We start from the raw sequence: 25,058 nt of genomic DNA on the forward strand, positions 1-25,058 counted from the left end.
CACAATGTGCGCCTCACTCAGAACAGACCGAGAAAGCGGCGCTTGCCACGTAGCACCCTGACTTCGGTGTCGCCCGAGCGCAGCGCGATCTCGTCGGCCAGTCGCTGCATCACGAGAAACTCGCCCCGGCGGATGAAGTTCGCCACCACGTAGTCGCTGCCGTCCTTGTACAGCGCGACCGGCCAGTCCGCGCCCCGGGGAATGCGCATCCAGATGGCGGTGCCGTCATCGAACACCGTCTCCGGCTTGAACCCGGCGCTACCGTCCACCCGGTAGTCAAAGTTCAGTTTGTCCGGAGAGACTGCAACGGTATCCGGCGCCGACGTTGCCAGCTCCCGCTCGGCCGCGCCTGGGCCATGCTCCGCCCGCGCCTTTGCCTTCGCGCCGAACGGCTCTTGCACGCGGAAGCGCACCTTCTGGTAGAAGATCCCGCCCAGCGGCGAGGACACCAGCGTGAACTCGTAGCTGCGCTTGTTGGTATTGACTGACAGCGTGTTGACCAGCCCCGGGCCGCTCGGCTTCACATACAGATGGTTCGCACCATCCGTCTCGAAGCTCCAGCGGATGTTCTCGCCCCACGCCGGATCGCCCACAATCTGTTCGTCGGGCGCAAACTCGATGGTGGTCACCTTCAGCGGCGCTGTCAGCACGCGAAAGATCTGATCGGCGCTGTAGGGGAACACCACCAGGCGCGAGTCGCCGGGCAAGGCGACGGGCTCGACCCCGCCGTTGAACGGGTTCATCGGGTTCATGGCGTCAGCCATATCGCCAATCCCGAGCGCGGGCAGGGGCGGGGGCGCCTTGCGCGAGGCCTTGTCGGCCGAGAAGCCGGGGCCCGCCGACAGCATCAGGCACATGGCCGCAGTCAGGCCAACGACGGAGAAACGGGAACGCAGGGATTGGGACATGGCATAGGTAGCCGACTCAGGCGGCAGACTTCTGGATGCTGAAGAACACGGGGTAGATGCCAAATGGGTTGGCGGTCAGTACCGCGTCGCTCTTCGGGGGATCGATCTGATAGCGGAAGGTCATGGCGTAGCGCTGCTTGCGCGGCTTCGCCCCCTCGTCTCGGGTGGAGGTGACGAACTCCACCGCAACCGTGTTGTCCGGCAGCAGGGCGATGTTGGTGACCTGCACTTCGCGTACCAGCGACGGGCTTTGCGCGATGGCTCGGAACGGCGCGTCCTCCGACAGCCAGTCTTCGAACTGCTTGCGGGCCGCGCCCACCATCTGCTTCTTGACGCTGTTGATGTTCTGGAAAATGCGCGAGTCTTCGATCTCGGTGGTGAGCACCGGCTCGATGGTGAACATGCGCATCACCACGTCTTTGAAGGCAACCTGGATTTCCAACGCCTTGGGCTGGTAGGCCTCCAGCTCTCGCGCCACCGGCTTGCCATTGGCGTCGGCCGACACACCCACCACGCGCACGACTGGATCGGGCGGCTGGCGCGTCATGACAGCCGCTACGGCCACCAACGCGGCGACGAGCGTTGCCAGCTTCCAGTGATTGCGCTCGACCAGCACGCGCGCCGTGCGGTCGAACAGGAACTGCGTGACGTCCTCACCCGCATACATGCCGGGTGCTGGCGAGAGGACCTTCTTGGAATTGCGGCGTGAGAACAGTGGCATACGGCACCCGTTTGGATGCCGCTAATTGAACCAGTGAATCAGGCCAAGTTAAGATGCGAAAGCTATACGATTATTGACAGCTTTCCGCGAAGCCCACGTTATTGGGAGTGCGACCGTGGCAAAAATGGCAAGTGCGTTTCGGCACGAAGTGTCGCGAGTCTGAGGTGCCACTCAACCATAACGAGCCACGAAGCCGGTCCTTCGACCGCCGCCCTGCACGCGCATGCTCGGAAGCTGTCCTGCGTGGTGACGCAGCGCCTTGGGCCAGGAAAATTCCGCTTTGACCACCGGTCGATCCTGAGAAAGCTCACACTTTCGTATCGTCTTTCCCAGAATCCCAGTCCAACCGGTTGGACTGGGCCACGCGTGCGCCCGCATATTCCACTTCACCCGGCCAGTTCACATGAGGTCGGACTGTCCGGCCTTGAGGTTCATGGTCGCGAATCGATGCGAGGTCACGATGCCACCCCGTAGAAAGCTCACGAAAATCGCATAGCTTTCGGCCGTCCGCGCACACGTCGAACGAGAACAATAGCGGCATGTCTGCTCCTGCCGCCCACCCCACCCTGCAATTCGACCAGCTCGAAGCGAGCGCGGTCGCGATGTTCTTCGAAGCGCTTGGCCCCATCAAGGCTTACGTCGAGGCTTCGGACATTGCCGAGGTGATGATCAACCATGCCGAAAGTATCTGGATCGAACGCCATGGCGAACTACGCCGGCTCGATATTCGACTCGATCCGGCCATGATCGAAGGCGCTGTGCGGGCGCTCGCCGCCTCGGTACAGAAGTCCGCCGTGCGCGGCACGGACCAGGGCATCATCAATGCCGGCTACCAAGGCATGCGGATAGCCGCCGTGATGCAGCCTACCGCCATCGACGGCAACGCACTCAGCATCCGCCGCCACCGCGAGCAGAACCTCTCTCTTTCCGACTACGTCGAGATGGGCGCCTTCTCTGCGCGCGTGGCCCGTAGTACCGCTGACCACAAGCCGATCTTCGATGGCCTGGTAGAGGATGAAGCGCTCAAGGCAGCGCTCAACCAATTGGTCGTGCAGCGCAAGAACATCCTGGTCGCCGGCGGCACGTCCTCGGGCAAGACCACCCTCCTCAACGCGCTGGTGGCCGAGATCCCCCACAGCGAGCGCGTGCTGTCCATCGAAGACACGATGGAACTGAAGATGACGGTGCCCAACAAGGTACGCCTGTTGTCGAACGCCGACACCCGCGTGACCACCCAGCAACTGGTCGCCCTATCACTGCGCTTTCGCCCCGACCGGATTCTCGTTGGCGAAGTGCGTGGCGGCGAGGCGTACGACCTGCTGCAGGCGCTCAACACCGGCCACGATGGCGGCATGGCATCGCTGCACGCCAACAACGCCCGCTCCGCCCTGTCACGGCTGGAGAGTCTGGCGATGCTCGGCGTCCCCGCCGGCTCCCGCTGGGAGCTGGACGACATGCGCAAGCTCATCGCCGAATGTTTCCACTACGTCCTGCACTTGCGCCGCACTGGCGAGATGCGGCACGTCTCGGAAATCCTGGAGATCCGGGGCTTCAAGAACAACGACTACGTCGTCAATCGCGTTTTCTAACTGGGAGTTCACCACACCATGCTTCGCTCCAATCCGCAACCGTGGATGCCGTCCAACACTATCTTGACCCGTTCCCAACACACAGCCCTGGTAATGGGCGCGGCACTGATGCTGTGCGCGCAGAGCGCCATGGCAGCCGACCTCGGGATCTTCAGCGGCCTGACCAATATGATCTGCTCGATCCAGGCACTGGTGAGCGGCCCCATCATTTTCGTGATCGGCGTGGTGGTCATCATTCTGGGCGCAATTGGTATCGCCAACTCTGAGTCGACCATCGTGAAGGTCGTCATGACGGCCATCGTCGGCATCGGCCTCGCGGCAGCCGCCATTCCGATCGCCAAGAACCTTGGCCTGACCCAGTACTGCTGATCATGCGCCAGCACGCCGTCAGCCGCTCGCTTTCCCTGCCGCGCATGCTCGGTGGCGCTGTGCGCGGGCTCGCGATCGCCAACGGAACCATCACCGCCCTCCTCTGCTATGCCACCTACACGGGCGGCTTCTGGACGGTGGCCGGCTTCTTCGTGCTTGGCCTGTGTGTCCACTTGTTCCTGCGCTGGCTCACCACCAGTGACCCATGGTGGAACCTCGTGCTGAATGTCTACAACCACTACGGCGACGTCTACGAGTCGGCCCCGTGGCACGGCAAGTTCAGCCCGCGCTTTCGCCGCCCCTACGGCTTTGATAGCGATCTGCCATGCTGAAACGCCGCCCCATGCAAGAAATCGCACCGTGGATGACGCTCGTCACCCCCGACCTCGTGCTGAACAAGGATGGCTCGCTGCTGGCGACGTTTGACTTCGATGGCATCGACGCGGACAGTCGCAACACGCTGGACGTGTCGGCCGCCCGTGACCAGCTCGATCAGGCCTGCCGCAGCTTCGACAGCCGCGTGACGGCATGGTGGCGATTACGCCACCGGCGCACTCGCGACTACATCGGCGGCACGTTTCCCGCCGCGTCCGACGCCCGGCTCGATGCGCTCAATCGAGAGCACATGTCCAGCGGCAAGTATTTCCACAACTCACATTCGCTCGCGCTTGCCTACACGCCGGAGAACGGCATCGACAAGGTGTTCGAGCGCATGGCCTATCACATGACGGTCGGCGGCAAGAACTTTGCCATCGCCGCCTTCGAAACCGCCAAGGACGTGTTGCTGGCCCGCAATGCCTTCGCCTTCGACTTGCAGCGCACCGAGGCTGACGCCAAGCGCTTCGAGTCGATGCTGGACGCCTTCACGGGCGGCGTGACCAAGCTCGGCCTCACCCGCCTGTCGATGCAGGACAGCCTGGCAGCGCTGCACCAGACGGCCAATCCGACCGTGCCACCACGCCGCGTCCGCTTTCCCGTCACGCTGCTGGATACACATCTGACCGAGTCGGAAGTGACCAGCGGCGCCGACAAGCTGTTCTTCGAATCAGCGCACGGCAAACGCTTCGCCGCCGTGGTGGCCGTCAAGGAATGGATGGGTTTCCAGGAAGCCGCGCTCGACGTGCTCACGCAGATCGACGCGGAACTGGACATCTGCATCCTCTATCGGTTCCTTGATACCCACAAGGCCACCGATTACATCGAGAAGATCCGCCGCTTCTACAAGATGGCGAGCTTCAACCTCTGGTCGATCGTCAAGCAGATGGCGGCGAAGGAGGAAGCGCAGAACGATGAGGGCCGCGAGCAGCTGGCCGCCGAAGCGGGCGACGCGCTGCGCCGCCTGACCGCCGAGGGGCAGCAGCACGGCTTCGTCAATATTTCGGTGATCGTCTACGGCGACACCGAAGCCGAATGCGAGGATGCCGTGAGCGAGGTGGTGGGTGCCATCACCAACGCGGGTTTCGGCCCGATCCGGGAGAAGGCCAACCTGCTGCCGGCCTGGAACAGCACCCTGCCCGGCCGTTGGGACAAGCAGCGCCGGCTCCAGTTCGTCGAGACGCCGGCCGTGTCTGACATTGCTCCATTGCGCTCAGTGCGCCCCGGGCCTACCCGCAACAACTGGCTCACCAACCTGTCTGGCGTCGAGACGCCACCGCTCACGTACCTGCCGACCCGCCACCGGACGGCACAGCGGGTCGACATGCACCAGCCGGGTGGCAATGGCCACCTGCTAGTGCTCGGCCCCATTGGGGCCGGTAAGTCGGTCATGCTCAACTTCCTTGTCACGCAGGCGGGCCGCCAGCGGGCGCGCCGCATCCGCTTCGACAAGGACCGCTCGACACGAATCCCTACGCTGCTCGCCGGCGGCAAGTTTGTCGACGTCACGGGACGCTTCCAGGCGGCCACGCAGACCAATCCGCTGTCCTTGCTCACGGATGCCGCCAACTTCGCGTACGTCACGGACTGGTTGGTGCTAGCGATCGAGGACGATGACTTCCGTTGCACGCCGCAGCAGCGTACTGACCTCTTTCAGGCCGTGCAGATCCTCGCGCGCTTTCCGCGCGAGCGGTGGACGCTGTCCAACCTCTGCACGCAGCTCCACGCCACGCTGCGTGAGCGCCTGCAAATCTGGGTGAAGGGCGGGCAGTACGGGCACTTCTTCGACCACGTCGAGGACGCCTTCGAGGTGAGCGACGACCTGTCGATCGAGATGGGCGACCTGTTCACCAATTTCCCGCGCGCTGCCGCCCTCTTCATGGACTATGCGTTCTACCGCATTAGCCAGTCCATGGGAATCCGCTACACCATCATCGAGGTGGAGGAGGCGGGCCTCTTCTTTACCAACCCACGCTTCTATGCCCGATTGGAAACGTGGATCGTCACGATCCGAAAGCTCAACGGCGCGATCTGGATGGCGACGCAGTCACTCCAGCAGGTTGCCCGGGTGGCGGACTTCGAAATCCTCAAGGACAACATCGCCAACGTCATCTACCTGCCCAACAACCAAGCCATCACGAGCAAGGAGCTGTACTGCGATGTGTTCGGCCTCACGCTCGACCAGGTGAAGATGATTGCCGAGGCGGTGCCCAACCGCGACTACTACTGGACCACCAAGACTCAGAGCCGAATGCTGCAGACGGCGTTCGGCAAGGAAATGGTCGCGATGCTGCGCTCCGACGGCTATGCGCAGGAAGTGCTCGACCGCCATCACGCGTCCGGACTACCGGACTGGCAAGACCGCTACGTGCGCGAAGTGCTGACGCGCGGCTAGTCCATGGCGTCCCGAATTCCCCATCTCACACTCAGAAACCTTCCCATGAACAATGTGCTTGCAGGCGTGCTGGCTTCGGCAGCGTTGACCGCCTCCTCGCTGGCCCACGCCGGCGGCTGGCCAGTATTCGACGCGGCCAACTTCATCAAAAACACCATGACCGCCGCCCAGGCGCTCAAGACCGAGATCTACGAGAACACGAACATCGTCTACCAGAACAAGATGATGCTCAATCAGCTCCAGCAGGCGGTGGGGCTGGATTCCGTCGCCATGACCACGCAGGCGATGGGCATCCAAGAGGACATCCAAAAGCACCAGCGCTACGGACAGGTGATGCGGGAGCTGTACGGTAGCCTCGCCAGTAACGCCGACTTTCTCTCAAACGTCCAAGGCCTGGTGGCGTCATCGAGCAAGACACCTGACCAGTGGTTCCGCGACCAGCGTACCTTGCTCGAAACCGGCGACAAGACTGCCAAGCGGCTATTCGGGCTAGGCCAGGACGTGACCAAAAATAACGAGAAGCTCGCTCAACGCCGCCGCGATCTGCAGGAGGACCTGAACATGAACCAAACGGCGCAGGCCACCGCCCAGCTCACCAACCAGATGCTGGACGTAATGGCCGGGCAGAACGCCGACCTCTTGCAACTGATCGGTGCGAAGACCCAGGCGGACGCGGTGAAGGACCAGAAGGTGAACGCGGATACTGCCGAGAAGACGGCGGCGGCCGAACAACTGGCTCGACAGCAGGCGGACGAGCTTCAGAAGCTGCGCCAACAGGTCTTCAACCGCGGCACCCTGTCGGGGAAGTGAGATGGCATACCTCGCGCCCCTGCGGCTTCTGCTGTGCGCCATTCTTGTCGCACTTTCCCTGGTTTCTGGGCCAGCGACGGCACAACCGAGCGACGAGTCTTCGAACATTGCTTCAACCCTAACGCCGGCTGCCGGTTCAACGGGAGAGGCTCTGTCTTCGACGGTCAGGGAGTTGCTTGCACTGCGTGATGGGCTTCTCGACAGCGGGATCGCCATTAGCCGAACCACGGCTCCTGAAGCCGGTAAATTCGCATGGGCCCTCACCGTCCTCACCCTGGTGATCGCCGGCTTTCGATTCACAGCGCATCGCAATCCCGTTGGCGCGTGGGTGGAGTTCATTGAATCGCTCACGGTTCTTGGCATCTTCGCCGCGATGTACCTCAGCTTCGATAGCTTCGGCACTGGAATCTTCAAGTGGTTCGATCAGCTTGCGCGCAGCATGAGTGGAGGGAACTACGACACCGGCTCGTTGCTTGCGTACACCGCCGGCAAGTTCCTCGATTCCTTCTTCAAGGCGTTTCGGGTAGCCGCCTGGTACGACAAGCTCGACGTAATCTTCTCCTGCCTCGGGTTGCTCATCGCCTTTGCTCTGACCGCCGCTGCGTCCATCGTTTACACCTACTTCGTGATGATCGGTCAGCTCCAGGCCGCTGTTGGGCTTGCGATCGGCCTGATCGCCGTCTCCCTTGGATTCTCGGAGTACACGCGAAAGTACTTCTGGGCGTGGCTCGACTTCATGCTCACCGCTTCGATGTATGTGGTTACCGCTGCGATCATCGCGAATCTGGTCGCGGCCTCAACAGGCGAAACCATCCAGAAGGTCGCCGACATTGGTACCAGCACGGCTGCCGCGGGATGGAAAGCGACCTCACTGTCGGTCCTGGTCCTGTTGATCTCGTTTGAGATTCCAAAGCTTGCCGGCTCGCTCTTCGGTACCGGTGGCGGCGTCTCTGGCGGCGCAGCAATGGGACTGGCAAAGGGTGCATGGAAGCTCGGAAAGTGAGGGAAGTGAAGATGAATAAGCACGTTCCGCAAGATGCGTCCACTCTGCTGGCGTCCCACGCGCAGCGCATTGCTCTGATTCGCCAGTATGCCAACGAGGCCAACCCTGCTGACTTTGATGCGAAATGGCTAGTCGTGTTGCGCGCCTGTGCAAGCTGGTTCTCCACCATGCCGCTACAGCCAGAACAGCACGCTGAGCCGGGTGGCGCGTTCCGCGCAACAGTCGAAGTGGCCTATTTTGCAATGCGCCTCTCTGGTGGACAGAAATTCGCCGCGGACCAGCCGTCGGAGCGTCGCCGGCGCTTGGAGCCCCAGTATCTGTATGCGCTGTTTCTGGCCGCGTGCTGTTCCTGGCTCGACGAACCCTGCCGGCACTTCCACTTCGTGCGGGAGGATACGGGCGAGCAGTGGCTGCCGGCCGCGCACGGCGCCTTTCACACCTGGCTCGCGGGTAATGCCTACCGCGTGATCCGGCTGGAGGCGCCGCTGCCAGTGGAGCGCATGCGCAGCGCCCTGTTGGCGCGCTCGATCCTTGGCACCGAATCGCTGTCGTGGCTGGACGGCCCGGTGTTGTCGGAGTTGTTCGGTGCGATCAACCCGGCCCCGATGCCCACAGGCTTCGAGGCGCAGTTGCACAAGATCGTGCGGCAGGCGGTCGCCGCGGCCCGCGACTACGAGCAAAAGGCGCGGCGCGCGGTGTTCGCCCCGGATACCACCGTGCCGCCCTCGGCCGAACAGCTTGCTGCGGAGGCGAACCCAGGCGCGCCGGCGGCCGGCGGCACGCGCAGCCCTGCCGCACCGAAGCCTGAGCCGGTCGCACCGACACCCAGCGCGGCCGCAGGTGCAGCGGCGCTTTTCCAGGCCCCCGTCGCCCCCGCCGAACCTGTGGTGGCCACGGCTCTCGCCACTCATGCGGAGACCGCGGCGCCATCGGCGCCGGCTACCCCCGCACCCGCGGCCATCGATGCCGCCGCCATTGGCCGGGCACGCCGCGACGCGCCGGATCCATTCATGGCGCTGCTGGGCGGCTCGCGCATGATGAGCGAGTTCTTCCGCGCGCTTGCCCAGGACGTCACCGCCGGCAAGATCAAGGTGGTGTGGGCCGAGAAGGGGCTCGTGCTGCCCAAGAAGATGCTTGGCAACTATGGCATCGCCAGCGACACGCTGATCGAGAACCTGCGCAAGCTCTCGCTCCTGTACGCCATGCAGGGCACCGACCTGATCCTGGCGGAGCGTATCGGCACGCTGATCCTGCCCCGCCCGAACACCCCGGCCTGAACCTATGGTTAAGTACATCAACCACTTCCGCCCGATGTTCGAGGTCTGCGCCACCGCGGGTTGGGCGCTGGCCCTGGTGCTGATCGCCGCCTCGGGCATGCCGCACGCCGGCTACTTCGCCGCGCTCTGCGTTGGCATGCTTCTACTACGCGGCTCGCAGGTATGGCGGGCCCTGGCCTTTCGCATGGCCATCTCGACCAAGTGGCTCGCCAAGATCCGCATCGACCGGTTGCTCACCGCGAGCGCGACGCTGCGCAAAAGCGACGATGCCATGTACCTCGGCACTGGCTTCGAATGGACGCAGAAGCACTGCCAGATCGCGCACGACATCCTGCGGATGCCGGCCTCCGAAATCCCCGGCCTGCCGCGCTGGCTGCCCACAAAGATTGCACGGGCCGTCGAAGCGCGGTTCGCGCCGCCCCAAAGCATCCGCGACCACACCCCGCAGGGCCAGTCCTGGATCCACGGCATGGAGCCGAAGAAGGCCCCCGTCCCCCTGCACTACAAGGCGCTGGGCGGACATACGGCCGTGGGTGGTACCACCGGCGCCGGCAAGACCCGTACTTACGAAATCATTGCGACCCAGGTGATCCACAACGCCGAAGACGTGCTGATCATCATTGACCCCAAGAATGACCGCGACCTCAAAGATCGTGTCAAGAAGGAATGCGAGCGCACCGGCCGCAAGTTCCTGTACTGGAAGCAGGCCGCGCCGTCCGAGTCGATCCGCCTCAACCCGCTGGAGAACTGGTCGCAGCCCTCCGAGATCCCGAGCCGCATCGCCCAGCTGATGGAAGAAGGCCCGTTCCGCGACTTCGCCTTCCTCTTCATCGACCGGGCGGTCAAGGGCGAGCTGTACGTAGGCGACAAGCCCAACCTGCGCTCGATCCTCAACTACGCGCAGTCCGGCATCAACAGCCTGCTCGAGCGCTGCCTCAAGCGTTTTTTCCCCGAATCCGGTATGGCCGACTGGGAGGATGAGGTCAACGGCTTCATGCAGAAGCTCGGGCAAAAGAGCGACGCGACGCTCCTCGACGGCATGGTGCAGCTCTACCTGCAGCGCTTCGCCAACGTCGGGCGCGCTCACGAATCAATTGACGGCCTGGTCTCGACCTTCACGCATGACCGCGAGCATTACATGCGCATCATCGCCTCCGCGCTGCCTCTGCTGCAGATGCTGGCCACCGGCGAGACCGGCCTGATGCTCGCGCCCAAGGCCGATGACTTCGAGGACGACCGAGAAATCTGGGACATCGACAAGATCATCAGGCAGAAGGCCGTGCTGTGCGTCGGGCTCGACTCCATGTCCAACAGCATTGTCGCCAAGGCCATCGCCTCGATGATCCTGTCCGACATCGCATCGGTCGCAGGCACGATCTACAATTTCTACGACAAGCCGCCCGGTGTCGTCCTCATCATCGACGAGGTGGCCGAGGCCATCAACGAGCAGGTGATCCAGATCCTGAACAAGGGGCGCGGGGCGGGCTTTAAGGCCTTTGTTGCCTTCCAGAGCCGGTCCGATTTGGAGGCAAAACTCGGTAATGCAGCAAAAATGCTGCAGGTCTTGGCGAACCTCAACAACCAGATCATCTTACGATTGGAAGACACCGACACGGCGCAGTGGTTCTCCGACAAGGTGGGCGAAACCGGCATCACCAACATCGTCCAGTCGAGCACCACCAGCACCGACAGTGAGGCTCACGTGGGCGAATTCAGCGGATCGGTGTCCCGTTCCCGGCAACTGGAGAAAGTGCCCCTGATCCCGGTGCGCCTGATTACACAGCTCCCCAATTTGCAATATTTCCTGCGGGTTTCCGGTGGCGCCGTCTACCAGGGCCGCATTCCCATCATCGAAGGATAAGTTCGCACATGACCAGCCTGTTTCGCCAGGTCGTCAAAGAGCACAAGCTCTCGGCCAAACTGTCGCCCGTCTTCATCTGCTTCCCGGAGCTGGATGACGTCTGCACCCGCCTCGTGGACTTCATCGGCCTGCACTTCATCGTGCGCGACGAGCCGCTGGTGAAGGAGATGCTGATGGACGCCCTCGCCGGCTACAAGGCCGAACGCAAGGACGGCTACGGCAACGTCGCCTTCATGCGAGGCCTCTTCGGCCGCGCGCACGATCTGTACGCCAAGCGCTATGCCGCCTTCAAGGGCGAGAAATACACCGTCTGGGCGCCCTTTCTGGAACCGATCCCGCTGTTCGAAGGCCGGCAGGCGCCGGGGTACGTGTGCCGCATGGTTGACGAGCCCTGCCCCGAGCCCATCACGCCGCGCAGCGCGGCCTTCCAGCTCGCCGCCCGCGTCCTCAAGGGACCGACCTTCCGCCGCTATTTCGAGGAATACGATGTCTGTGGCCAACTCGCTCATTGCTAAGCTTTCCGGCCTCGCTCCCGCGGAGGTCGCGGACATGCGGGCATGGGTGCGCGCGAACGATGCCGAGGCGCGGGTACCGAACCAGTTCGCCCAAGGCCGACAAGCGTTCGCCATGGCGATGGTGAAGCTCGAGCAGACCCGTCCCGCCCAGTTCTGGGGCGGGCTGCTCGCCTTCGTCGCGATTCCGATCCTGGCCCTGCACGCCCTGGTGCGCTGACATGAGCAACAGTCGTTTCGTATCGCACCTGCGTCTGTGGCTGATCGTCACACCTGTCCTGTTGGCGACGCTCGCGCCCATGCTGCCTGACGACGGGCATTTCGAAGTCGACGCGGCCGAACAGGCTTCTGTCGAGTCCCTATTCGGGGACGATCGAGCCGAAGACTTTGCCAGCCGTGCCAATGCGCGATTCGGCGCTTGGTTCGTTGACTCGGGCGTGATCCGCCGCTCCTATTCTGGCTCAGCCAACCCGAGCCTGATCAGCGACGGCGGCACGGCCGGTCTTGCGGCAGGCTGGATGCGGCATTTCTGGATGGAGATATACCGCAGCATTTACCGCGCCACGGTCGCTGGCAACTGGGCATGGGGTGCGCTCTTCTTTGCTGTCGCCATGCTTAACGACGGCGCCGTGCAGCGGCGCATCCGCGCGGCGGCGGCTGGGGTCGCTAGCCCCGTTGGCTTTCACCTCGCAGCGCACGGCCTGCTCATTACGCTCGGCGTGAGCGCGTCGGCCCTACTGTTGCCACTCTCGCTGCCCGCCTCCGTCTGGACGGTCGCCACCGCTTGCGTGGGCGTGCTGGCCTGGCGTCTGGCTGCCTCGTTCCATGTGAATCGGTAGCCGTCCTCGTATTCACCACTACCAACCGTATTCAACGCGGATCGCCCATCCATGGGGGTCCTTTCAGGAGAAAACCGCATGACCACCACTACCGACACCGCCGTTGTCAACCAGGATGACGCACTGCTCGCCGCCACCATGGATGCCGTGGCTCCAAACACCGCTATCGAGGAACCGGCCGACGCCGCGCCGGGCACCAGCCCCGGCGTCACCGACGGCGCCGACGACGGCTCGATCGAGCGTGAACTGGTGGACATGGAAACGGCGGCCGATTCGCTGCGCAAGGAAGGCCTGATTTCGGCCGACGAGGCGGAAGAAAAGAAGGCAGAGGTCGCCAACACCCGCAAGCGTTTCCGTGAGCTGAAGCCGGAGGACCGCGCCGCGATCATCCGCCGCCGTCGCGAGATCGGTGCGCAGATTCTCACCCGCCAATTGGCAGGCGCCGCAGTCGTGCCAGTCGCCATCAAGCTCAACCACACCCGCCTGCGCCCGCTGTTCGAGCAATGGTGGCCGTTCATGAATCGCATGAGCATCAACCTGCAGCGCTTCGGCGGCGCCACGTTCGGCAAGGGCGAGCTATCCACCGTCGAAACCTACTTCGAGCGCGAACTGACGCGCATGGAGGACTACGTCGATGAGCAGCTGCGCGTGGCGGAAGCGTACCGTGGCCAGCGCGAATCGGAGATGCGGGCCAAGAACGACATTGTGTTTGAGCCGACAGTCACACTCCCCTCTCTGAACCTGACGGTCGAGGCATACTCGCGCTTCTCCATGCGCGTGCTGGGCGTCCTGGCCAAGTTCGACCGCACCATGGATCAGTTCGACTTCATGGTCTGGAACGGCATCCGCGATCAGAGCGATATCAACGACGAGGTCGCGTCCTTCCTGCGCAAGTTCCACCCGCTCGGCCTGCGCAGCTACATGACTCACCTGAAGCTCATGACGACCGTTCGAGGCATTTGAACTCGTTGGCCAGTCATCCTCTGGCCGGCCACTCCCCTGCAACATCAACCGATTGACGGGATATGAACATGAAAGGCGCTTGGGTCGAGTTTCAGACCGATCTGGGCTCGTATGGTGAAGGCCGGGTGATCGCACATAACGAGCGCACCGGCGACCTGGTCATCCGTGACGGCGATGGCATCCACTGGCGAGGCGCCGAAGATCAAATCGAAGTCATCGTCCAACCTTCAGAACGGGACATGCATGCTGGATGAACTGAATCCCGCGCAACGAGAGGTCGTGGAGCTTCGGCGACATTGCGTCGCCGTGGCCTGCCCCGGTGCGGGTAAAACTAAGACCATTGCCACCAAGGCTGCGATGCTTCTGGCGGAGCCCAAAGCTACCGTGGGCGCCGTGACGTTCAGCAAAGACGCCGCGCTCGAGCTTCGAGAGCGCATCCTCGCGCTTGCCGGACCAGCGATAAAGAAGCGGCTGCTTGCCGGTACATTTCATTCTCTCGCCTATAAGCAGCTTGGGCGGCGCGACGGTGGCGCGCCAGACATCGCCACCGAGGGCGATCGTACCGGCCTGCTCATCCAGGTCCTCTCCGACGTCGGGTTGGACTGGAAGGTGGAGGATGCCATCGCAGCAATCGAAGCGATCAAGACCAACTTCGGCCAGGTGCAAAACGGCAGCGCGGAGGAAAACCTTTACCGCGGCTACCAGGATTCATTGGAACGAAATGGCAAGATTGATTTCCAGGACATGCTTCGGCTCGCGGTAGAAGGCATGCAGAACGGCACCATCGAGCCGTACCCGTTCACGTATCTTCTGGTGGACGAGTTTCAGGACACCGACCCCCTGCAGTACCAGTGGATTGCGTTGCATGCCCGGGCCGGCTCGATCGTGACCGTGGTTGGCGACGACGACCAAAGCATCTATGGCTTCCGCTCGGCGTTGGGCTTCCGGGGCATGGAGTCGTTCATTCGCCAGTTCGATGCCCAGGCGGTGGTGCTAGGCAACAACTACCGCTGCCACGCAGAAATCCTTGGCGCGGCCGACAGGATCATCCGGAACAACCGCGACAGGATTCCGAAGGAGCTGGTTGCGCACAAGGGCCCCGGTGGGCAGGTTCAGTTCCAGCGTTTCCCTGACGAGTATGCCGAGGCAGTGGCCGCCATGGAGCACCTGGCCGTGGCGCTAAGGAACGGCCAGTCGGCGGCAATTCTTGCCCGTACCAACCGCATCCTTGACCCGGTCGAGGCCGTATGCCGGTCGCATGGCGTCAATTATTATCGGGCGTCCGGCAAGTCGATCCTGAGCCGGCCAGAGGCTGCCCTGATGTGCAATCTTCTGGAACTGGTCCAGAAGACGAAAAGTACCGGTGTCGATTCGCTGCTGTCCTTTGTCGGGATTGGAACCCAGGAGCTCCGGCTCCTGCACAGCAAGGGCCGTGCGAATACAGAACAACGCCAGAGAAAAGAGCTTCTGGAACTGGGCCTCTCTGAAGCGTCCACCGATCGCTATCGGGAACTCATGAAGCGGCTTGCGGAGTGGCGATCGCTCTGTGACAGGCAGTTCTACTCCCTGGTGCTGGAAGGCGCGCGCGAGTGGATGATCCAACATGCCGACGCGGATCCTGCCCGTCGTGCCATTACCACGACCTATGACGTGCTGTCCCGACTCAAGGGTCCATTCTCCGACCGCCTGGAGTTCCTGCGCCGCGACAACAATGAGCCGGCGGCGGATGCGCTGATCCTGACAACCATGCACAGTTCCAAGGGGCTGGAATGGGATCGGGTATGGATCATTCGGGCGGAGGAAACCGTTGTGCCCGATGAAAAAAGCACCGAATCGGAAGAGCGCCGCCTGTTCTATGTGGCGGTGACCAGAGCGCGGGAGGATCTGCGTCTGTCGATGGCGAAGAAGAATCCGACCTCTCGATTTGTGTTGGAGGCAGGTATTGATGCGGCGATCGCTACATGATGCCGCAAGAGACATGCCGCTGTGACGGTGTTTGCTGCCAGCAAACGGAAGCTCGTGCAAGAAGGGATGACGTCCGACTTGCTCGCAAGAAATCCCGGGATCGAACTGCCAATGACTGCGCGACGGCTGATCGCCAATCGTCTACCTATCCGCCGCGGCACAAGTGCGGCGTGGCCACGCGGATTTCCAAGGAGGAGTGGATGAGCCCATAGGCGTCTCCACAGGCGAAAAAAAACCTGGAGTTGCAGCTCCAGGTTTTTCATCGGCATAGGCAAAAGAGGTCACGAGCTTCGAAACCCCTTTGACTCGATCTACAAGACGGATCGAGTGTACGAAGCTCGCGCCTTCGCTGTCAATGCTTCCTTTCGAAGTTTGCGCTGATCGAAGATGAAATGTAGCTTCGACGGGCTTCCTATTGCCCGAAGAATAACAATGTGCGGCGGTACGTCGCATGCTCCCAACCCTGTCGCTACCGACGACCGGCAACCCAAGGCAGTCAGGCTCGATGCCCGCGAGCTGCCTGAGCAGATTCTTAAGGCAATCGCGCTGGTCTACGAGTCCGATGGACTTCGGACTTTGCACATCACGAATCGTCAGGTACTGGCCACGCTCGTCCGCTTCGCTTTGAACCAGAAGGATCCCTCCGCGCTCGCCTTCATAAAGAAGGCAACGATTGCACAACACCTCGGGATCAGTGAGGCCACGGTCTATCGAGCGCTTGGCGCGCTTGAAGATGCGGGGCTGATTAAGCGTGAACGGCAGCAGCGCACCAGGGCGCAGCTCGAGGTCGTTGGGCGGATCGGGTTCTGCGCAAAGTTGCTCCGATGCATTGGGATCGCCAGTCCGCAGCTTCAGTCCACTGTCCACGTTCCGGCCTGCTCTGATGAGTCTGGGGCCTCTACACGTATCGCACCGGTGAGTGGCGTAAACAAGGCCATACAGTCTTCTACGAAGAAACATCCGGGGCCGGGATCCTTTTTGCTGATTGACGGTCGCACGGTGCCGGTGGACCTCGCGCCCCTGGTAAGCGACCAAGCGCTAAAGATGTCCGCGCTGTTCCTACTGATGAAGCTTGCGCGAACGGCGGGCCACCGATTGTCGGACGTCGTCTCGGCGGCTGGCAATGCGCTCAGGGCGCTCCGGGGGCGAGAACTGTTCGCGTACCTCAAGTCGCTCCTCGAAAAGCCTGTTGACTATGGACATGTAGTCCGGACGTGGAAGCTCCGTGAAGACGAAGAGCGCGCAGCCGAGGCTCGGGCCGCGCAAGAGCGGCAGCAGATTGCCGAACTCGTAGAAAGGTACCGAGGCAAACGGGTTTCAGCACCCGACGGATCGACCTATGAAGTCGATTCAGCGTCCATCGTGATCACCGACGCTAACGGCCGCCGAAGCTCTTTGGGGCACGACCAAGCGCGCGCCTGGCTCATTGAGATGGACAGATTAGCTGGCGGGCTTGCCCCTGGCGTTGCCCGGTCGACACAAGCGAGGCGGTCGTTGTCGGCAGTGGCGCATGCGGCTATTGCGAATATGCGCGGCTTGGTACGCTGCAGACACGAGTCTCAACATTTTCTGTGAGCTTGGCCGCAGCTAGCGGACCGACGGATTGCAGAGTAGTCCGCATGGTTCCGCGCTCCAGCGGGCATGCATTTCTCTGCCTATTGAACGCGCTATTGTGCGACTTGGGATTTCATTCGCCCGAACACGAACTGTCCCAGGTACCAGGACAGATCTGGAGTAGTCAGAATGACGTCTTCGGACACAGACGAGGACTCTAGCTTCATTCGCCTCAACACGAGCTTGCCCTCCCTCGAAGCAAGCCAAGCCCGAACAAGCTCGCGGCGAGCTTTGGCATCAGAAGCCGTGAAGTGCTCTCGACCTTGGCGCGATTCTTCATTCATGCGCGCTCGCGTTTCTTCCTCTCGCGAAGCAACGCTACGTTCAACCGTCGTCTTCACTGCGGCCTTGACGGCTTCCTTCTCCGTTTCCTCAATGAGCAACTTCGTCTGGACCTGAACCATGGTCCGCTCAGCTTCCGACATGCGCCAGTTATCGCGCAACGCCTTCATCAAATAGCCAGACGGACTCTTCTTCACCTGGCCGCGATTGAGCTTGAACCGTGTGTACTCAATGGCTTGGAGGACGCGGTCATCATTCCACGTCTCTCTGTTCTCAGATATCTCGCTGAACTGCCGGGTAGACAGATTGAACTCATCCTTGAGGATCTTGTAGATCTGGCTGGCATCGGACAAGCTCGCCATCACTGCATCGGCGGTTTCCTTACGCTTGAGCAGGAATCGGATTCGATCCACTTTCTTCGACGACGTCGATTCCGTTCTGGTTTCATAGGACAGCTCGATGTCCGATATCTCATTGATTTCCCGCACCGCCGGCTCTAGCCAGTCGCGCTTGAAATATTTGAAGACGCTTGCATTCGCGCCCATCTTCCCCGGCCAAGTCCGCATCTCGTCCAGCTTAATCCAGTCGGTGCGGCCAGCCGGCACGCTCGGCAAGACCTTGTCGTAGATCGCGCGTGCCAGGCTGCGAGTAAATGCCGTCGAAATCCGTAGACTTAGCCAATGAGACTTCCGCGGGTCTCTGATGTGCGGAATCAGGCTGTGGTGCACGTCGAAACGAATGCGGCCCCGGTGCATCGCCACCATGCCAATCAGTTGCACCTGAACCCAAATATCGTCTTCCGCAGGCTCACGGTCCGATGGGGTGTTGGTGACACGGATTTTCGCGTTCTGCGCTTCGTCTGCGATGGTGCGCAGATGCTTCAGGTTGCGGCTGTCGTACCGCATCAACCATTTGAAGTAGTTCAGCTCAACGTCATACTGATCAGGAACTTCCGGCTCTTGGGCGACGATGAAATAGGCAGCGTCAAGGAAGCGACGCGCCGCCAGCCCCATGTTGACAATTTCCGTAAAGAAATTGTTGCGCTGATATCCGATTTCGCGGTTCGCCTCGTTGATGGACGTACCGAGGTCGAACATGTCTTCAAACAATGCGAGCGCCATTTGCCGAGGCGTTGTCCTCGCTTTGACTTCTATCGGATTCTCGGCCGCCATACTCGTGGTTCCGCTCGTCTTGTGCTGGGGCGACTCTAGCACGTGATGGTGAGGTTCTCAACACAATGAACCTCACCATAATGGTCTCGACGGCGGGAATCGTCTGCAGGCACAACCAACCTCACCGTACGCACAATGAACCTCACCATGTGCCCGGTCATGTTGGCTGCGGATCGCAGTGCAGCCGCGGCCAAGCGCACATATCCACAGGTCACGCACAACTCACCTCACCTTCGCGCTCTCTGCACAAGGAACCGCACGTTTCCGGACAATAAGTTTCACCTTGTTGACACAAAGAATCGCACGATCGCGGCACAGTGAACCTCACCTTTGGCACATAGGACCTCACCTTCCTCGTACTAAACCTTTGAAGGGAAAGGATTTTGGCTGCGCCTGTTTGTTGGTTGGGTTGTTTACTTCAAAGAAAACCGACAAACAGCGATATTGATGCGCTTCTACGCGCGTGAATTGCCGCTGAGCGATAGACACGTCGAAACGACCGCAATAAGGCTCGCATGGATTCGCCCGCGTGACATGGCGGGGCCGCGCAGGCCGGGCCCCCCACCAAAGCTTACCGGTATGGACGCTTCCTCAGTGAATTGGCCCTCTGCTACCTGCTGCAAAACACCGTTCAGAACAATTTCAGGGTGAGGTTCTTTGTGCAGCAGTAAAGGTAAGGTCCGTTGTGCGAGGACCGACGCAGCACCTTCGAAGCGAGGTGAGGTTTTTTGTGCACGGTTTCTGCAAGGCGACACAATGGACCTCACCTTCCCTGCTCCTTCGGACGTTCCGCCGACAAGTCGTTCGAGGGCCGCCGGCTTCATTCATCGCTGCGCACAACGAATCTCACCGTGGCGTAGGCGGTGACCGGAACTGAAGGTGAGGTCGATTGTGCTGAATTTTACAATTGCACTTCTGGCGACGCGCCGGGCGCCCGATCAGGGAAGGCGCAGTGCGTAATTCCCGGGTCTGATGGTGAGGTCATTTGTGCTGATCGTTGGGGCCGACCCATGCGAAGGCAGCTGCGACCACCCAGGTTGCAATGGACTGTGTTGAGAAAGGCGCATCTTTTTTGCCTAAATTTTAGGCAAACCTGTGGTTTTTTAGGAAAGTTGGCTTCCAAAACAGGTATTTATAAAGCGTTGCTCAAGCGTTTCCTGTATTCTGAGGTTTCCAGAATTTTTCGGAATAACCTCAGAATGGTGAAAACGAGCCAACTTCCTGCAGTCGACAGGACTGTCCCGCTTGAGCAGATATCCCAGTTCGCGGAAAAGGTCACCATTTTCACGGACGAACTGCGTGAGACGATCCTTGCGCCGCGCCCAAGAAAGACCGCGCCGGTATTTAAGACCGGAGAGATCGCCGAGATGTGCAATATCTCACACTCCCAGGTTCAATACCTTGCCACCAAGGGCGATGGGGAATTGCCGCCAGGCACCGCGGCCGGAACCGGGCGCACTCGGACCTTCACGCTCGAAGAGGCACGCATCTGGGTGCAGAGCGTGTCGGACATTTATCAGACACCGCTAGTCACTGGCACGCGGGAGCCTGAGGGAAAAATCGTCATCACGGCCCAACTGAAGGGCGGCTCGGCCAAGACAACGACAACGATGTGCCTCGCCCAAGGGCTGACGCTGCGCGGCAGAAAAGTGCTCGTCGTAGACTTGGATCCGCAAGCCTCGCTTTCCGAGTTGTGTGGGCTGTATGCGGAGAAGGACGTCTCGCCGGAAGACTCCGTGCTGCCGTATATCTACGATCAGCAGATCGAGGGGGGCTTGCTGGCCCAAGTGCAATCGACGTACTGGGATGGCCTGGATCTCATTCCCGCGCATACCGAATTGATCGGCGCGGAGTTCCATTTGCCTGCCATGCAGAAGGTCAAGCCGGGTTTCCGTTTCTGGACCGTGCTCAGGGAGGGACTGGAGCCATTACGGAAGCACTACGACTACATCCTGATGGACACGTCGCCCTCGCTTTCCTATATGAACTTGAATGCCCTGCTGGCGGCGGACGCGATGGTCATGCCGATGGTGCCAGAGAACCTGGATTTCATCAGCTCGCTGTCGTTCTGGCGCTTGTTCTCGGACGTCTCCAAAAGTTTTATCAAGTACGAAGCGGACAAGAAATACGACTTCGTCTCGCTGCTTCTTTCAAAGGTCGACTACGGGCGGACGTCGTCTGCACCCATTGTTCGTGCGTGGGCGCAAAGCGCCTATGAGAGCTGGCTGCATTCAATCGAAGTGCCCGCCAGTTCTGTGATGAGCACGGGGGCCCTGGCTTTCTCAACGGTATTCGACGTGAGTAGTACCCATAGCGCTGCAAAATCGCTGCAGCGGGTGCGCCAGCCGATTGTGGACTATTGCCGATGGTTGGATGAAATCTACGCAGAAAAATGGAGGAGCGCGCAATGAGCAATATGCGAGAACAGCTATTGGCGAAGACGGCTGGAATCCGGAAGACGTCGGCAATTCAGAAGGACGAGATAAAGCGTAACGATCGCACGCAGACCGCACCTGGGTTGGCTGGCGCACTAGCCGTGGCACAGATGCGCGTGCAGGAGCTCGAAGCCGCTGGTGTCACGTCGCACCTCGCGGTCGCTGACATCGTGCCGAACCCCTGGCAGCCGCGGCGCGTATTCAGCGATTCAAAACTCTCTGACCTGGCTGAGTCAATTCGCGAGGTTGGGCTGATGCAGCCCATTGTGGTCCGTCGCGCAGAAACGGGTTATCAAATCGTGGCGGGTGAGCGCCGGTGGCGCGCCCATAAGATGCTGGGTGCCGAGACGATTAAGGCGGTGGTCGCCGAGCCAACTGATGCCGATATGGCGGTGTTGGCTTTGGTGGAGAACGTTAGCCGTGACGACCTCTCTGACTATGAGATTGCGCTTTCCATTCGGCAGACGGAGAAGGAATTTCCCTCCCGTGCGCGACTGGCTGAAGCGCTTGGTCTGTCCAGAAGCGGTCTGTATCGATTCCTCAGCTTTGCGCAACTGCCCGAGTTTGTGATACGGGACCTGGAGCTGCAGCCGAGCCTTCTCGGCGGCACTGCGGCGGAAGCGATCGTCATGACCATCCGAAAGTATGGTGAGGCTGGGGATGGCGCGGCGAAGGAGATTTGGCCGCTCGTGGCGTCGGGAAAGATGGATCAGGGTAAGGCCGCTGGTGCGATTAAAGCGCTGGCGACCCGTCGTGCTGGCGCACCCAGTTCCGCGAGCGAGCGCAGCATTGATAAGTTTTTTTCCGGCAAGGAGCATGCCGGCTCGATTACGAAGGATGTCAACGGCTTCGCCGTGAAGATCAAGGCCGGAGTATTGAGCGAGGCCCTGGAGACCCAGATCCGCCAGCTGATCAGCGAGACGTTCCACCACCAGCCAAAGTAGTTTGATTCGATACGAAAAAGAAACCCGCCAATGGCGGGTTTTTTGTTGGACTGTTTCCCGTCAAGCGTTGAGCTGGTCGTGGTGCGCGCTATTAGCGCGGCGGCCCGCGCAGGGTTCATGCGATGCTGAGGGATTACCGTCCCAAGTTGGGACACTGGCAGGCGCTCAGCGCGGTTTCCGCTGGTTTCCCGACCACGTCCAGAAGCCCCTCGCGGGCACCCGCCGATGTCCGCGGACGAACCGGCGGCGATCTCCGCGCTGGTGGGCGTTCATACTCCCGCTGTACACCGGTGACAGTGCGCTGTCCGTTGCCTTGGGTCCCAACCTGGGACGGTGTCGCATCCCATCGATAAAGGTCTGCTGTGGCGCGTGTCGACAAACGGCATCGGCAAGTTAAGGGCTCCTCCGCCAACCAAGAGCTAGAGTTGAAAGTGGTGTACGGGCGGGGAGTTGAGGCAGGGAGTTGAAGGCGGTGGAGGTTTCAACTGAGAATCTGATTGTCGAAGTCAGAAACCAGCACAAGGAAACGCTCCACCATGAGTAAGGATAAGGAAAAACAGGCTGTCGGTCTATCGGAAATCGGTCTGGGGCTCGACGAGCTGATCAGGCGCGGGGCCCGGCAGGTCATCCAGGAGGCGATCGAGTTGGAGCTTGGGGAATTGCTTGAGCGATTCGGTAACGTCAGGACGTTGCGTGGGCAGCGGGCTGTGGTGCGCAATGGCTACCTCCCGGAACGGGAGGTGCTGACGGCAGCCGGACCGATTGCGGTGAAGGTGCCCAAGGTGCGCGACCGGTCCGGGTCTGGCGTGAAATTCAACTCATCGATCGTGCCGCCGTATGTGAGGAAGTCGCCGCGGGTGAGCGCGGCGTTGCCTTGGCTGTATCTGAAGGGAATCTCGACAGGCGACATGAGCGAGGCGCTGTCGGTGCTGCTGGGTGAGGAAGCCAAGGGACTGTCGGCCAATGTGGTGAGTCGGCTGAAGGCGCAGTGGGCAGACGAGCATACGCGCTGGGGGCAACGAAGCCTGGCGCAGTCGCGCTACGTGTACTGGTGGGCCGACGGCATCCACACGGGTCTGCGTAGCGAGGGCTCGGATGGGCAATGCCTGCTGGTCATCATCGGGGTCACGCCGGAAGGCAAGAAGGAGCGCATTGCGATCGGTGACGGCTATCGGGAATCGAAGGATTCCTGGAAGGAAGTGCTGCTGGATCTGAAAGCGCGCGGTCTGCAAGCGGGCCCGCTGCTGGCGGTCGGCGATGGCGCGATGGGCTTCTGGGCGGCGCTCTCGGAAGTGTTCCCTGCCACGCTGCCTCAGCGTTGCTGGTTCCACAAGATGGGCAACGTCCTCAACGCGCTGCCGAAGTCGCAACAGGGGCGCGCCAAAGCGGATCTGCAGGCGATCTGGATGGCGGCTACCCGGGCGGATGCCTATGTGGCGTTTGACCGCTTTGCGACGATTTACGGTGCCAAATACCCCAAGGCTGTGGGTGTGCTCAGCAAGGATCGAGATAGTCTGCTGGCATTCTACGACTTCCCAGCCGAGCACTGGCAGCACATCCGAACCACGAATGCGATTGAGTCGACGTTCGCGACGGTGCGCCACCGTACGACGCGCACGCGCAACTGCGTGTCCCGAGCGACCTTCCTCGGCCTGGCGTTCAAGCTGATCGAGGAAGCGGAGAAGACCTGGCGTCGCATCAACGGCGCTGAACAGATCAAGCCGTTGCTGGAAGGCATTGCCTTCAAGGACGGCGAACCGGTAAAAGACGATCGACCGGCTCAGCAGAAACTCGCCGCTTGAAATCGACCGCCATCAAATGCCCATACACCACTCTTGACGTTAGCTCCCAACCAAGCCGGATGGCCGCTGCCCAGGAGGCGCCGTCCCATGTTGGGATAGCCGCAGACGCACGGCGACGTTTCCGCTCGTCCCCCGACATTGGGCAAAACCCCCCGTGCTGGCACTCCGCGGATGTCGATGGAGCCGTGGCATCCCAAGCGGGCGTGTCGTGCATCTGCAAGGGGTGCGCTGCGCTGATGGTTCGTTGCCGTTGCTTCGGGAAGGTTGCCCCAAGTTGGGACGGTTTCGTCCCCCATCAACAAAGGTCTGCCGAGGCGCGCGTTGAGAAGCGGCACGGCAAATGAAAGGCCGCGCCGCCGCGCAAATTGGAAGGCCGCCTCCCAGGAGCCCGCCGTCCCAAGTTGGGACACTCGCGGGCGCTCGGTAATGTTTCTGCTCGGCCCCCCGGATCTCGGGCAGAAGCTCCCGTGCTGGCACTCGGCGGATGTCGGTGGACGAGGCGACCATGGTTTCCCAAGTGGGCGTGTCGTGTATCTTCCAGGGGGGCACTGATGGTGCGTTGCCCGTTGCTTCGGGCAGGCTGTCCCAAGTTGGGACGGGTTCGTTTCCCCACCGACAAGGGCCTGCCGAGTCCGCCGCCCAGGAGCCGCTGCCCCAAATTGGAACGCTCGCGGGCGCTCGGCCATGTTTCCGCTCGTCCGCCGGACCTCGGGCAGAAGCCCGCGTGCTTGTCCTCTGCCGATGTTCGTGAACAAAGCGGCCGCGGCATCCCAAGTGGGCGTGTTGTGCGTCTTTCAGGCTGCACTGACGGTGCGTTGTTGCGTCGGCAAGGCCGTCCGAAGTTGGGACGGTTTCGTTCCCCATCGAGAAAGGTCTGCCGAGGCGCACGCCGAAAATCGGCACCGGCAAGTTAACGACACCTCCGCCAACCAGTCCGTACGGCCGCATACCAAGAGCGGCCGTCCCAACTCGGGACACTCGCGTGCCGGAAAGAGCTTCCGGCCCGTCCCGGTCGACCGTCTGGCCTGTCGCGGCTAGTGTCCCAAGTTGGGATACTTCGGGAAGTTCCGAAAACAGGGCGGGCTGGCTCCGCCCACGGCCGAAGCGTGCATCGCGGGGACCGTCGCCTGTTGTTTGCAACCACGTCCGGTGCTGAGACTGTGGCGCCGATCGATGCCATCGGAAAGTAGGCCAACGCGGCCGTCTACCTTCCACCCCACGA

Annotated in this window: 21 protein-coding genes; 18 read left to right on the forward strand and 3 right to left on the reverse strand. The window is 61.5% G+C overall.

Translation table 11 applies throughout. The annotated features are described in order from the left end of the window. Positions 1-17 precede the first annotated feature (17 nt). Both RS901_RS37820 and RS901_RS37825 read right to left on the reverse strand, forming a co-directional pair. Positions 18-848, reverse strand: a complete 831-nt coding sequence (locus RS901_RS37820) for a TrbG/VirB9 family P-type conjugative transfer protein (protein WP_316157853.1) — start codon at positions 846-848, stop codon at positions 18-20. A 76-nt stretch (positions 849-924) separates the two neighbouring features. Then, on the reverse strand, positions 925-1,629 hold the full coding sequence (locus tag RS901_RS37825) for a type IV secretion system protein (protein WP_316157706.1): 705 nt from the start codon (positions 1,627-1,629) through the stop codon (positions 925-927). Positions 1,630-2,168: 539 nt separating this feature from the next. Between RS901_RS37825 and RS901_RS37830 the strand changes: the two genes are divergently transcribed. The 15 genes from RS901_RS37830 to RS901_RS37900 all read left to right on the forward strand — a co-directional run bounded on the left by RS901_RS37830 (position 2,169) and on the right by RS901_RS37900 (position 17,162). Further along, positions 2,169-3,218: a CpaF family protein gene (locus RS901_RS37830; protein ID WP_316157707.1), complete on the forward strand. Its 1,050-nt coding sequence runs from the start codon at positions 2,169-2,171 to the stop codon at positions 3,216-3,218. Positions 3,219-3,263: 45 nt separating this feature from the next. After that, complete coding sequence (locus RS901_RS37835; protein WP_316157854.1) at positions 3,264-3,587, forward strand: TrbC/VirB2 family protein; 324 nt, start codon at positions 3,264-3,266, stop codon at positions 3,585-3,587. Positions 3,588-3,589: 2 nt separating this feature from the next. Beyond that, positions 3,590-3,919: a conjugal transfer protein gene (locus tag RS901_RS37840; RefSeq protein ID WP_316157708.1), complete on the forward strand. Its 330-nt coding sequence runs from the start codon at positions 3,590-3,592 to the stop codon at positions 3,917-3,919. After that, a complete protein-coding gene (locus RS901_RS37845) occupies positions 3,913-6,357 on the forward strand; it encodes a conjugal transfer protein (RefSeq protein WP_316157709.1) in 2,445 nt (814 codons plus the stop codon). The genes RS901_RS37840 and RS901_RS37845 overlap by 7 nt, the downstream gene beginning before the upstream one ends. Before the next feature lie 45 nt (positions 6,358-6,402). Continuing rightward, positions 6,403-7,167, forward strand: a complete 765-nt coding sequence (locus tag RS901_RS37850) for a conjugal transfer protein TrbJ (RefSeq protein ID WP_316157710.1) — start codon at positions 6,403-6,405, stop codon at positions 7,165-7,167. 1 nt (position 7,168) lies between these two features. After that, on the forward strand, positions 7,169-8,170 hold the full coding sequence (locus RS901_RS37855) for a type IV secretion system protein (RefSeq protein WP_316157711.1): 1,002 nt from the start codon (positions 7,169-7,171) through the stop codon (positions 8,168-8,170). Positions 8,171-8,181: 11 nt separating this feature from the next. Continuing rightward, complete coding sequence (locus tag RS901_RS37860; RefSeq protein WP_316157712.1) at positions 8,182-9,447, forward strand: TraI domain-containing protein; 1,266 nt, start codon at positions 8,182-8,184, stop codon at positions 9,445-9,447. Positions 9,448-9,451: 4 nt separating this feature from the next. Then, positions 9,452-11,308 (forward strand): conjugative transfer system coupling protein TraD, encoded by a 1,857-nt coding sequence (traD, locus tag RS901_RS37865; RefSeq protein WP_316157713.1) that lies wholly within the window; start codon positions 9,452-9,454, stop codon positions 11,306-11,308. Positions 11,309-11,316: 8 nt separating this feature from the next. Next, the gene (locus RS901_RS37870) at positions 11,317-11,823 is read left to right on the forward strand and encodes a hypothetical protein (RefSeq protein ID WP_316157714.1); all 507 of its coding nucleotides are present in this window, start codon (positions 11,317-11,319) and stop codon (positions 11,821-11,823) included. Further along, entirely contained in the window at positions 11,795-12,040 is a 246-nt protein-coding gene (locus RS901_RS37875) for a hypothetical protein (RefSeq protein WP_316157715.1), read from the forward strand. The genes RS901_RS37870 and RS901_RS37875 overlap by 29 nt, the downstream gene beginning before the upstream one ends. Before the next feature lies 1 nt (position 12,041). Then, on the forward strand, positions 12,042-12,659 hold the full coding sequence (locus RS901_RS37880) for a DUF4400 domain-containing protein (protein WP_316157716.1): 618 nt from the start codon (positions 12,042-12,044) through the stop codon (positions 12,657-12,659). Positions 12,660-12,737: 78 nt separating this feature from the next. Then, the gene (locus RS901_RS37885) at positions 12,738-13,622 is read left to right on the forward strand and encodes an ATPase (RefSeq protein ID WP_316157717.1); all 885 of its coding nucleotides are present in this window, start codon (positions 12,738-12,740) and stop codon (positions 13,620-13,622) included. A 62-nt stretch (positions 13,623-13,684) separates the two neighbouring features. Beyond that, complete coding sequence (locus RS901_RS37890) at positions 13,685-13,876, forward strand: hypothetical protein (protein WP_316157718.1); 192 nt, start codon at positions 13,685-13,687, stop codon at positions 13,874-13,876. Beyond that, on the forward strand, positions 13,866-15,587 hold the full coding sequence (locus RS901_RS37895) for an ATP-dependent helicase (RefSeq protein ID WP_316157719.1): 1,722 nt from the start codon (positions 13,866-13,868) through the stop codon (positions 15,585-15,587). The genes RS901_RS37890 and RS901_RS37895 overlap by 11 nt, the downstream gene beginning before the upstream one ends. A gap of 387 nt (positions 15,588-15,974) precedes the next feature. Next, positions 15,975-17,162, forward strand: a complete 1,188-nt coding sequence (locus RS901_RS37900; RefSeq protein ID WP_316157720.1) for a helix-turn-helix domain-containing protein — start codon at positions 15,975-15,977, stop codon at positions 17,160-17,162. A gap of 92 nt (positions 17,163-17,254) precedes the next feature. On the opposite strand, the gene RS901_RS37905 is transcribed toward RS901_RS37900, so the two are convergent. Continuing rightward, the gene (locus tag RS901_RS37905) at positions 17,255-18,655 is read right to left on the reverse strand and encodes a replication initiation protein (protein WP_316157721.1); all 1,401 of its coding nucleotides are present in this window, start codon (positions 18,653-18,655) and stop codon (positions 17,255-17,257) included. A 1,199-nt stretch (positions 18,656-19,854) separates the two neighbouring features. On the opposite strand from RS901_RS37905, the gene RS901_RS37910 reads away from it, so the two are divergent. The 3 genes from RS901_RS37910 to RS901_RS37920 all read left to right on the forward strand — a co-directional run bounded on the left by RS901_RS37910 (position 19,855) and on the right by RS901_RS37920 (position 23,836). After that, positions 19,855-21,066, forward strand: a complete 1,212-nt coding sequence (locus RS901_RS37910) for a ParA family protein (RefSeq protein ID WP_316157855.1) — start codon at positions 19,855-19,857, stop codon at positions 21,064-21,066. Further along, a complete protein-coding gene (locus RS901_RS37915; RefSeq protein ID WP_316157722.1) occupies positions 21,063-22,034 on the forward strand; it encodes a ParB/RepB/Spo0J family partition protein in 972 nt (323 codons plus the stop codon). The genes RS901_RS37910 and RS901_RS37915 overlap by 4 nt, the downstream gene beginning before the upstream one ends. Positions 22,035-22,570: 536 nt before the next feature. After that, positions 22,571-23,836, forward strand: coding sequence for an IS256 family transposase (locus RS901_RS37920; RefSeq protein ID WP_316153370.1), 1,266 nt, complete (start codon positions 22,571-22,573; stop codon positions 23,834-23,836). Positions 23,837-25,058 lie beyond the last annotated feature (1,222 nt).

Origin of the sequence: Cupriavidus sp. BIC8F (assembly GCF_032465815.1) — a bacterium.
Taxonomy (GTDB): Bacteria; Pseudomonadota; Gammaproteobacteria; order Burkholderiales; family Burkholderiaceae; genus Cupriavidus; species Cupriavidus necator.

Coding starts and splice junctions, on each gene's coding strand:
- RS901_RS37820 (WP_316157853.1), bottom strand. CDS start 848: ATGCTGTCGGCGGGCCCCGGCTTCTCGGCCGACAAGGCCTCGCGCAAG.
- RS901_RS37825 (WP_316157706.1), bottom strand. CDS start 1,629: ATGCCACTGTTCTCACGCCGCAATTCCAAGAAGGTCCTCTCGCCAGCA.
- RS901_RS37830 (WP_316157707.1), top strand. CDS start 2,169: ATGTCTGCTCCTGCCGCCCACCCCACCCTGCAATTCGACCAGCTCGAA.
- RS901_RS37835 (WP_316157854.1), top strand. CDS start 3,264: ATGCCGTCCAACACTATCTTGACCCGTTCCCAACACACAGCCCTGGTA.
- RS901_RS37840 (WP_316157708.1), top strand. CDS start 3,590: ATGCGCCAGCACGCCGTCAGCCGCTCGCTTTCCCTGCCGCGCATGCTC.
- RS901_RS37845 (WP_316157709.1), top strand. CDS start 3,913: ATGCTGAAACGCCGCCCCATGCAAGAAATCGCACCGTGGATGACGCTC.
- RS901_RS37850 (WP_316157710.1), top strand. CDS start 6,403: ATGAACAATGTGCTTGCAGGCGTGCTGGCTTCGGCAGCGTTGACCGCC.
- RS901_RS37855 (WP_316157711.1), top strand. CDS start 7,169: ATGGCATACCTCGCGCCCCTGCGGCTTCTGCTGTGCGCCATTCTTGTC.
- RS901_RS37860 (WP_316157712.1), top strand. CDS start 8,182: ATGAATAAGCACGTTCCGCAAGATGCGTCCACTCTGCTGGCGTCCCAC.
- traD (WP_316157713.1), top strand. CDS start 9,452: ATGGTTAAGTACATCAACCACTTCCGCCCGATGTTCGAGGTCTGCGCC.
- RS901_RS37870 (WP_316157714.1), top strand. CDS start 11,317: ATGACCAGCCTGTTTCGCCAGGTCGTCAAAGAGCACAAGCTCTCGGCC.
- RS901_RS37875 (WP_316157715.1), top strand. CDS start 11,795: ATGTCTGTGGCCAACTCGCTCATTGCTAAGCTTTCCGGCCTCGCTCCC.
- RS901_RS37880 (WP_316157716.1), top strand. CDS start 12,042: ATGAGCAACAGTCGTTTCGTATCGCACCTGCGTCTGTGGCTGATCGTC.
- RS901_RS37885 (WP_316157717.1), top strand. CDS start 12,738: ATGACCACCACTACCGACACCGCCGTTGTCAACCAGGATGACGCACTG.
- RS901_RS37890 (WP_316157718.1), top strand. CDS start 13,685: ATGAACATGAAAGGCGCTTGGGTCGAGTTTCAGACCGATCTGGGCTCG.
- RS901_RS37895 (WP_316157719.1), top strand. CDS start 13,866: ATGCTGGATGAACTGAATCCCGCGCAACGAGAGGTCGTGGAGCTTCGG.
- RS901_RS37900 (WP_316157720.1), top strand. CDS start 15,975: ATGAAATGTAGCTTCGACGGGCTTCCTATTGCCCGAAGAATAACAATG.
- RS901_RS37905 (WP_316157721.1), bottom strand. CDS start 18,655: ATGGCGGCCGAGAATCCGATAGAAGTCAAAGCGAGGACAACGCCTCGG.
- RS901_RS37910 (WP_316157855.1), top strand. CDS start 19,855: ATGGTGAAAACGAGCCAACTTCCTGCAGTCGACAGGACTGTCCCGCTT.
- RS901_RS37915 (WP_316157722.1), top strand. CDS start 21,063: ATGAGCAATATGCGAGAACAGCTATTGGCGAAGACGGCTGGAATCCGG.
- RS901_RS37920 (WP_316153370.1), top strand. CDS start 22,571: ATGAGTAAGGATAAGGAAAAACAGGCTGTCGGTCTATCGGAAATCGGT.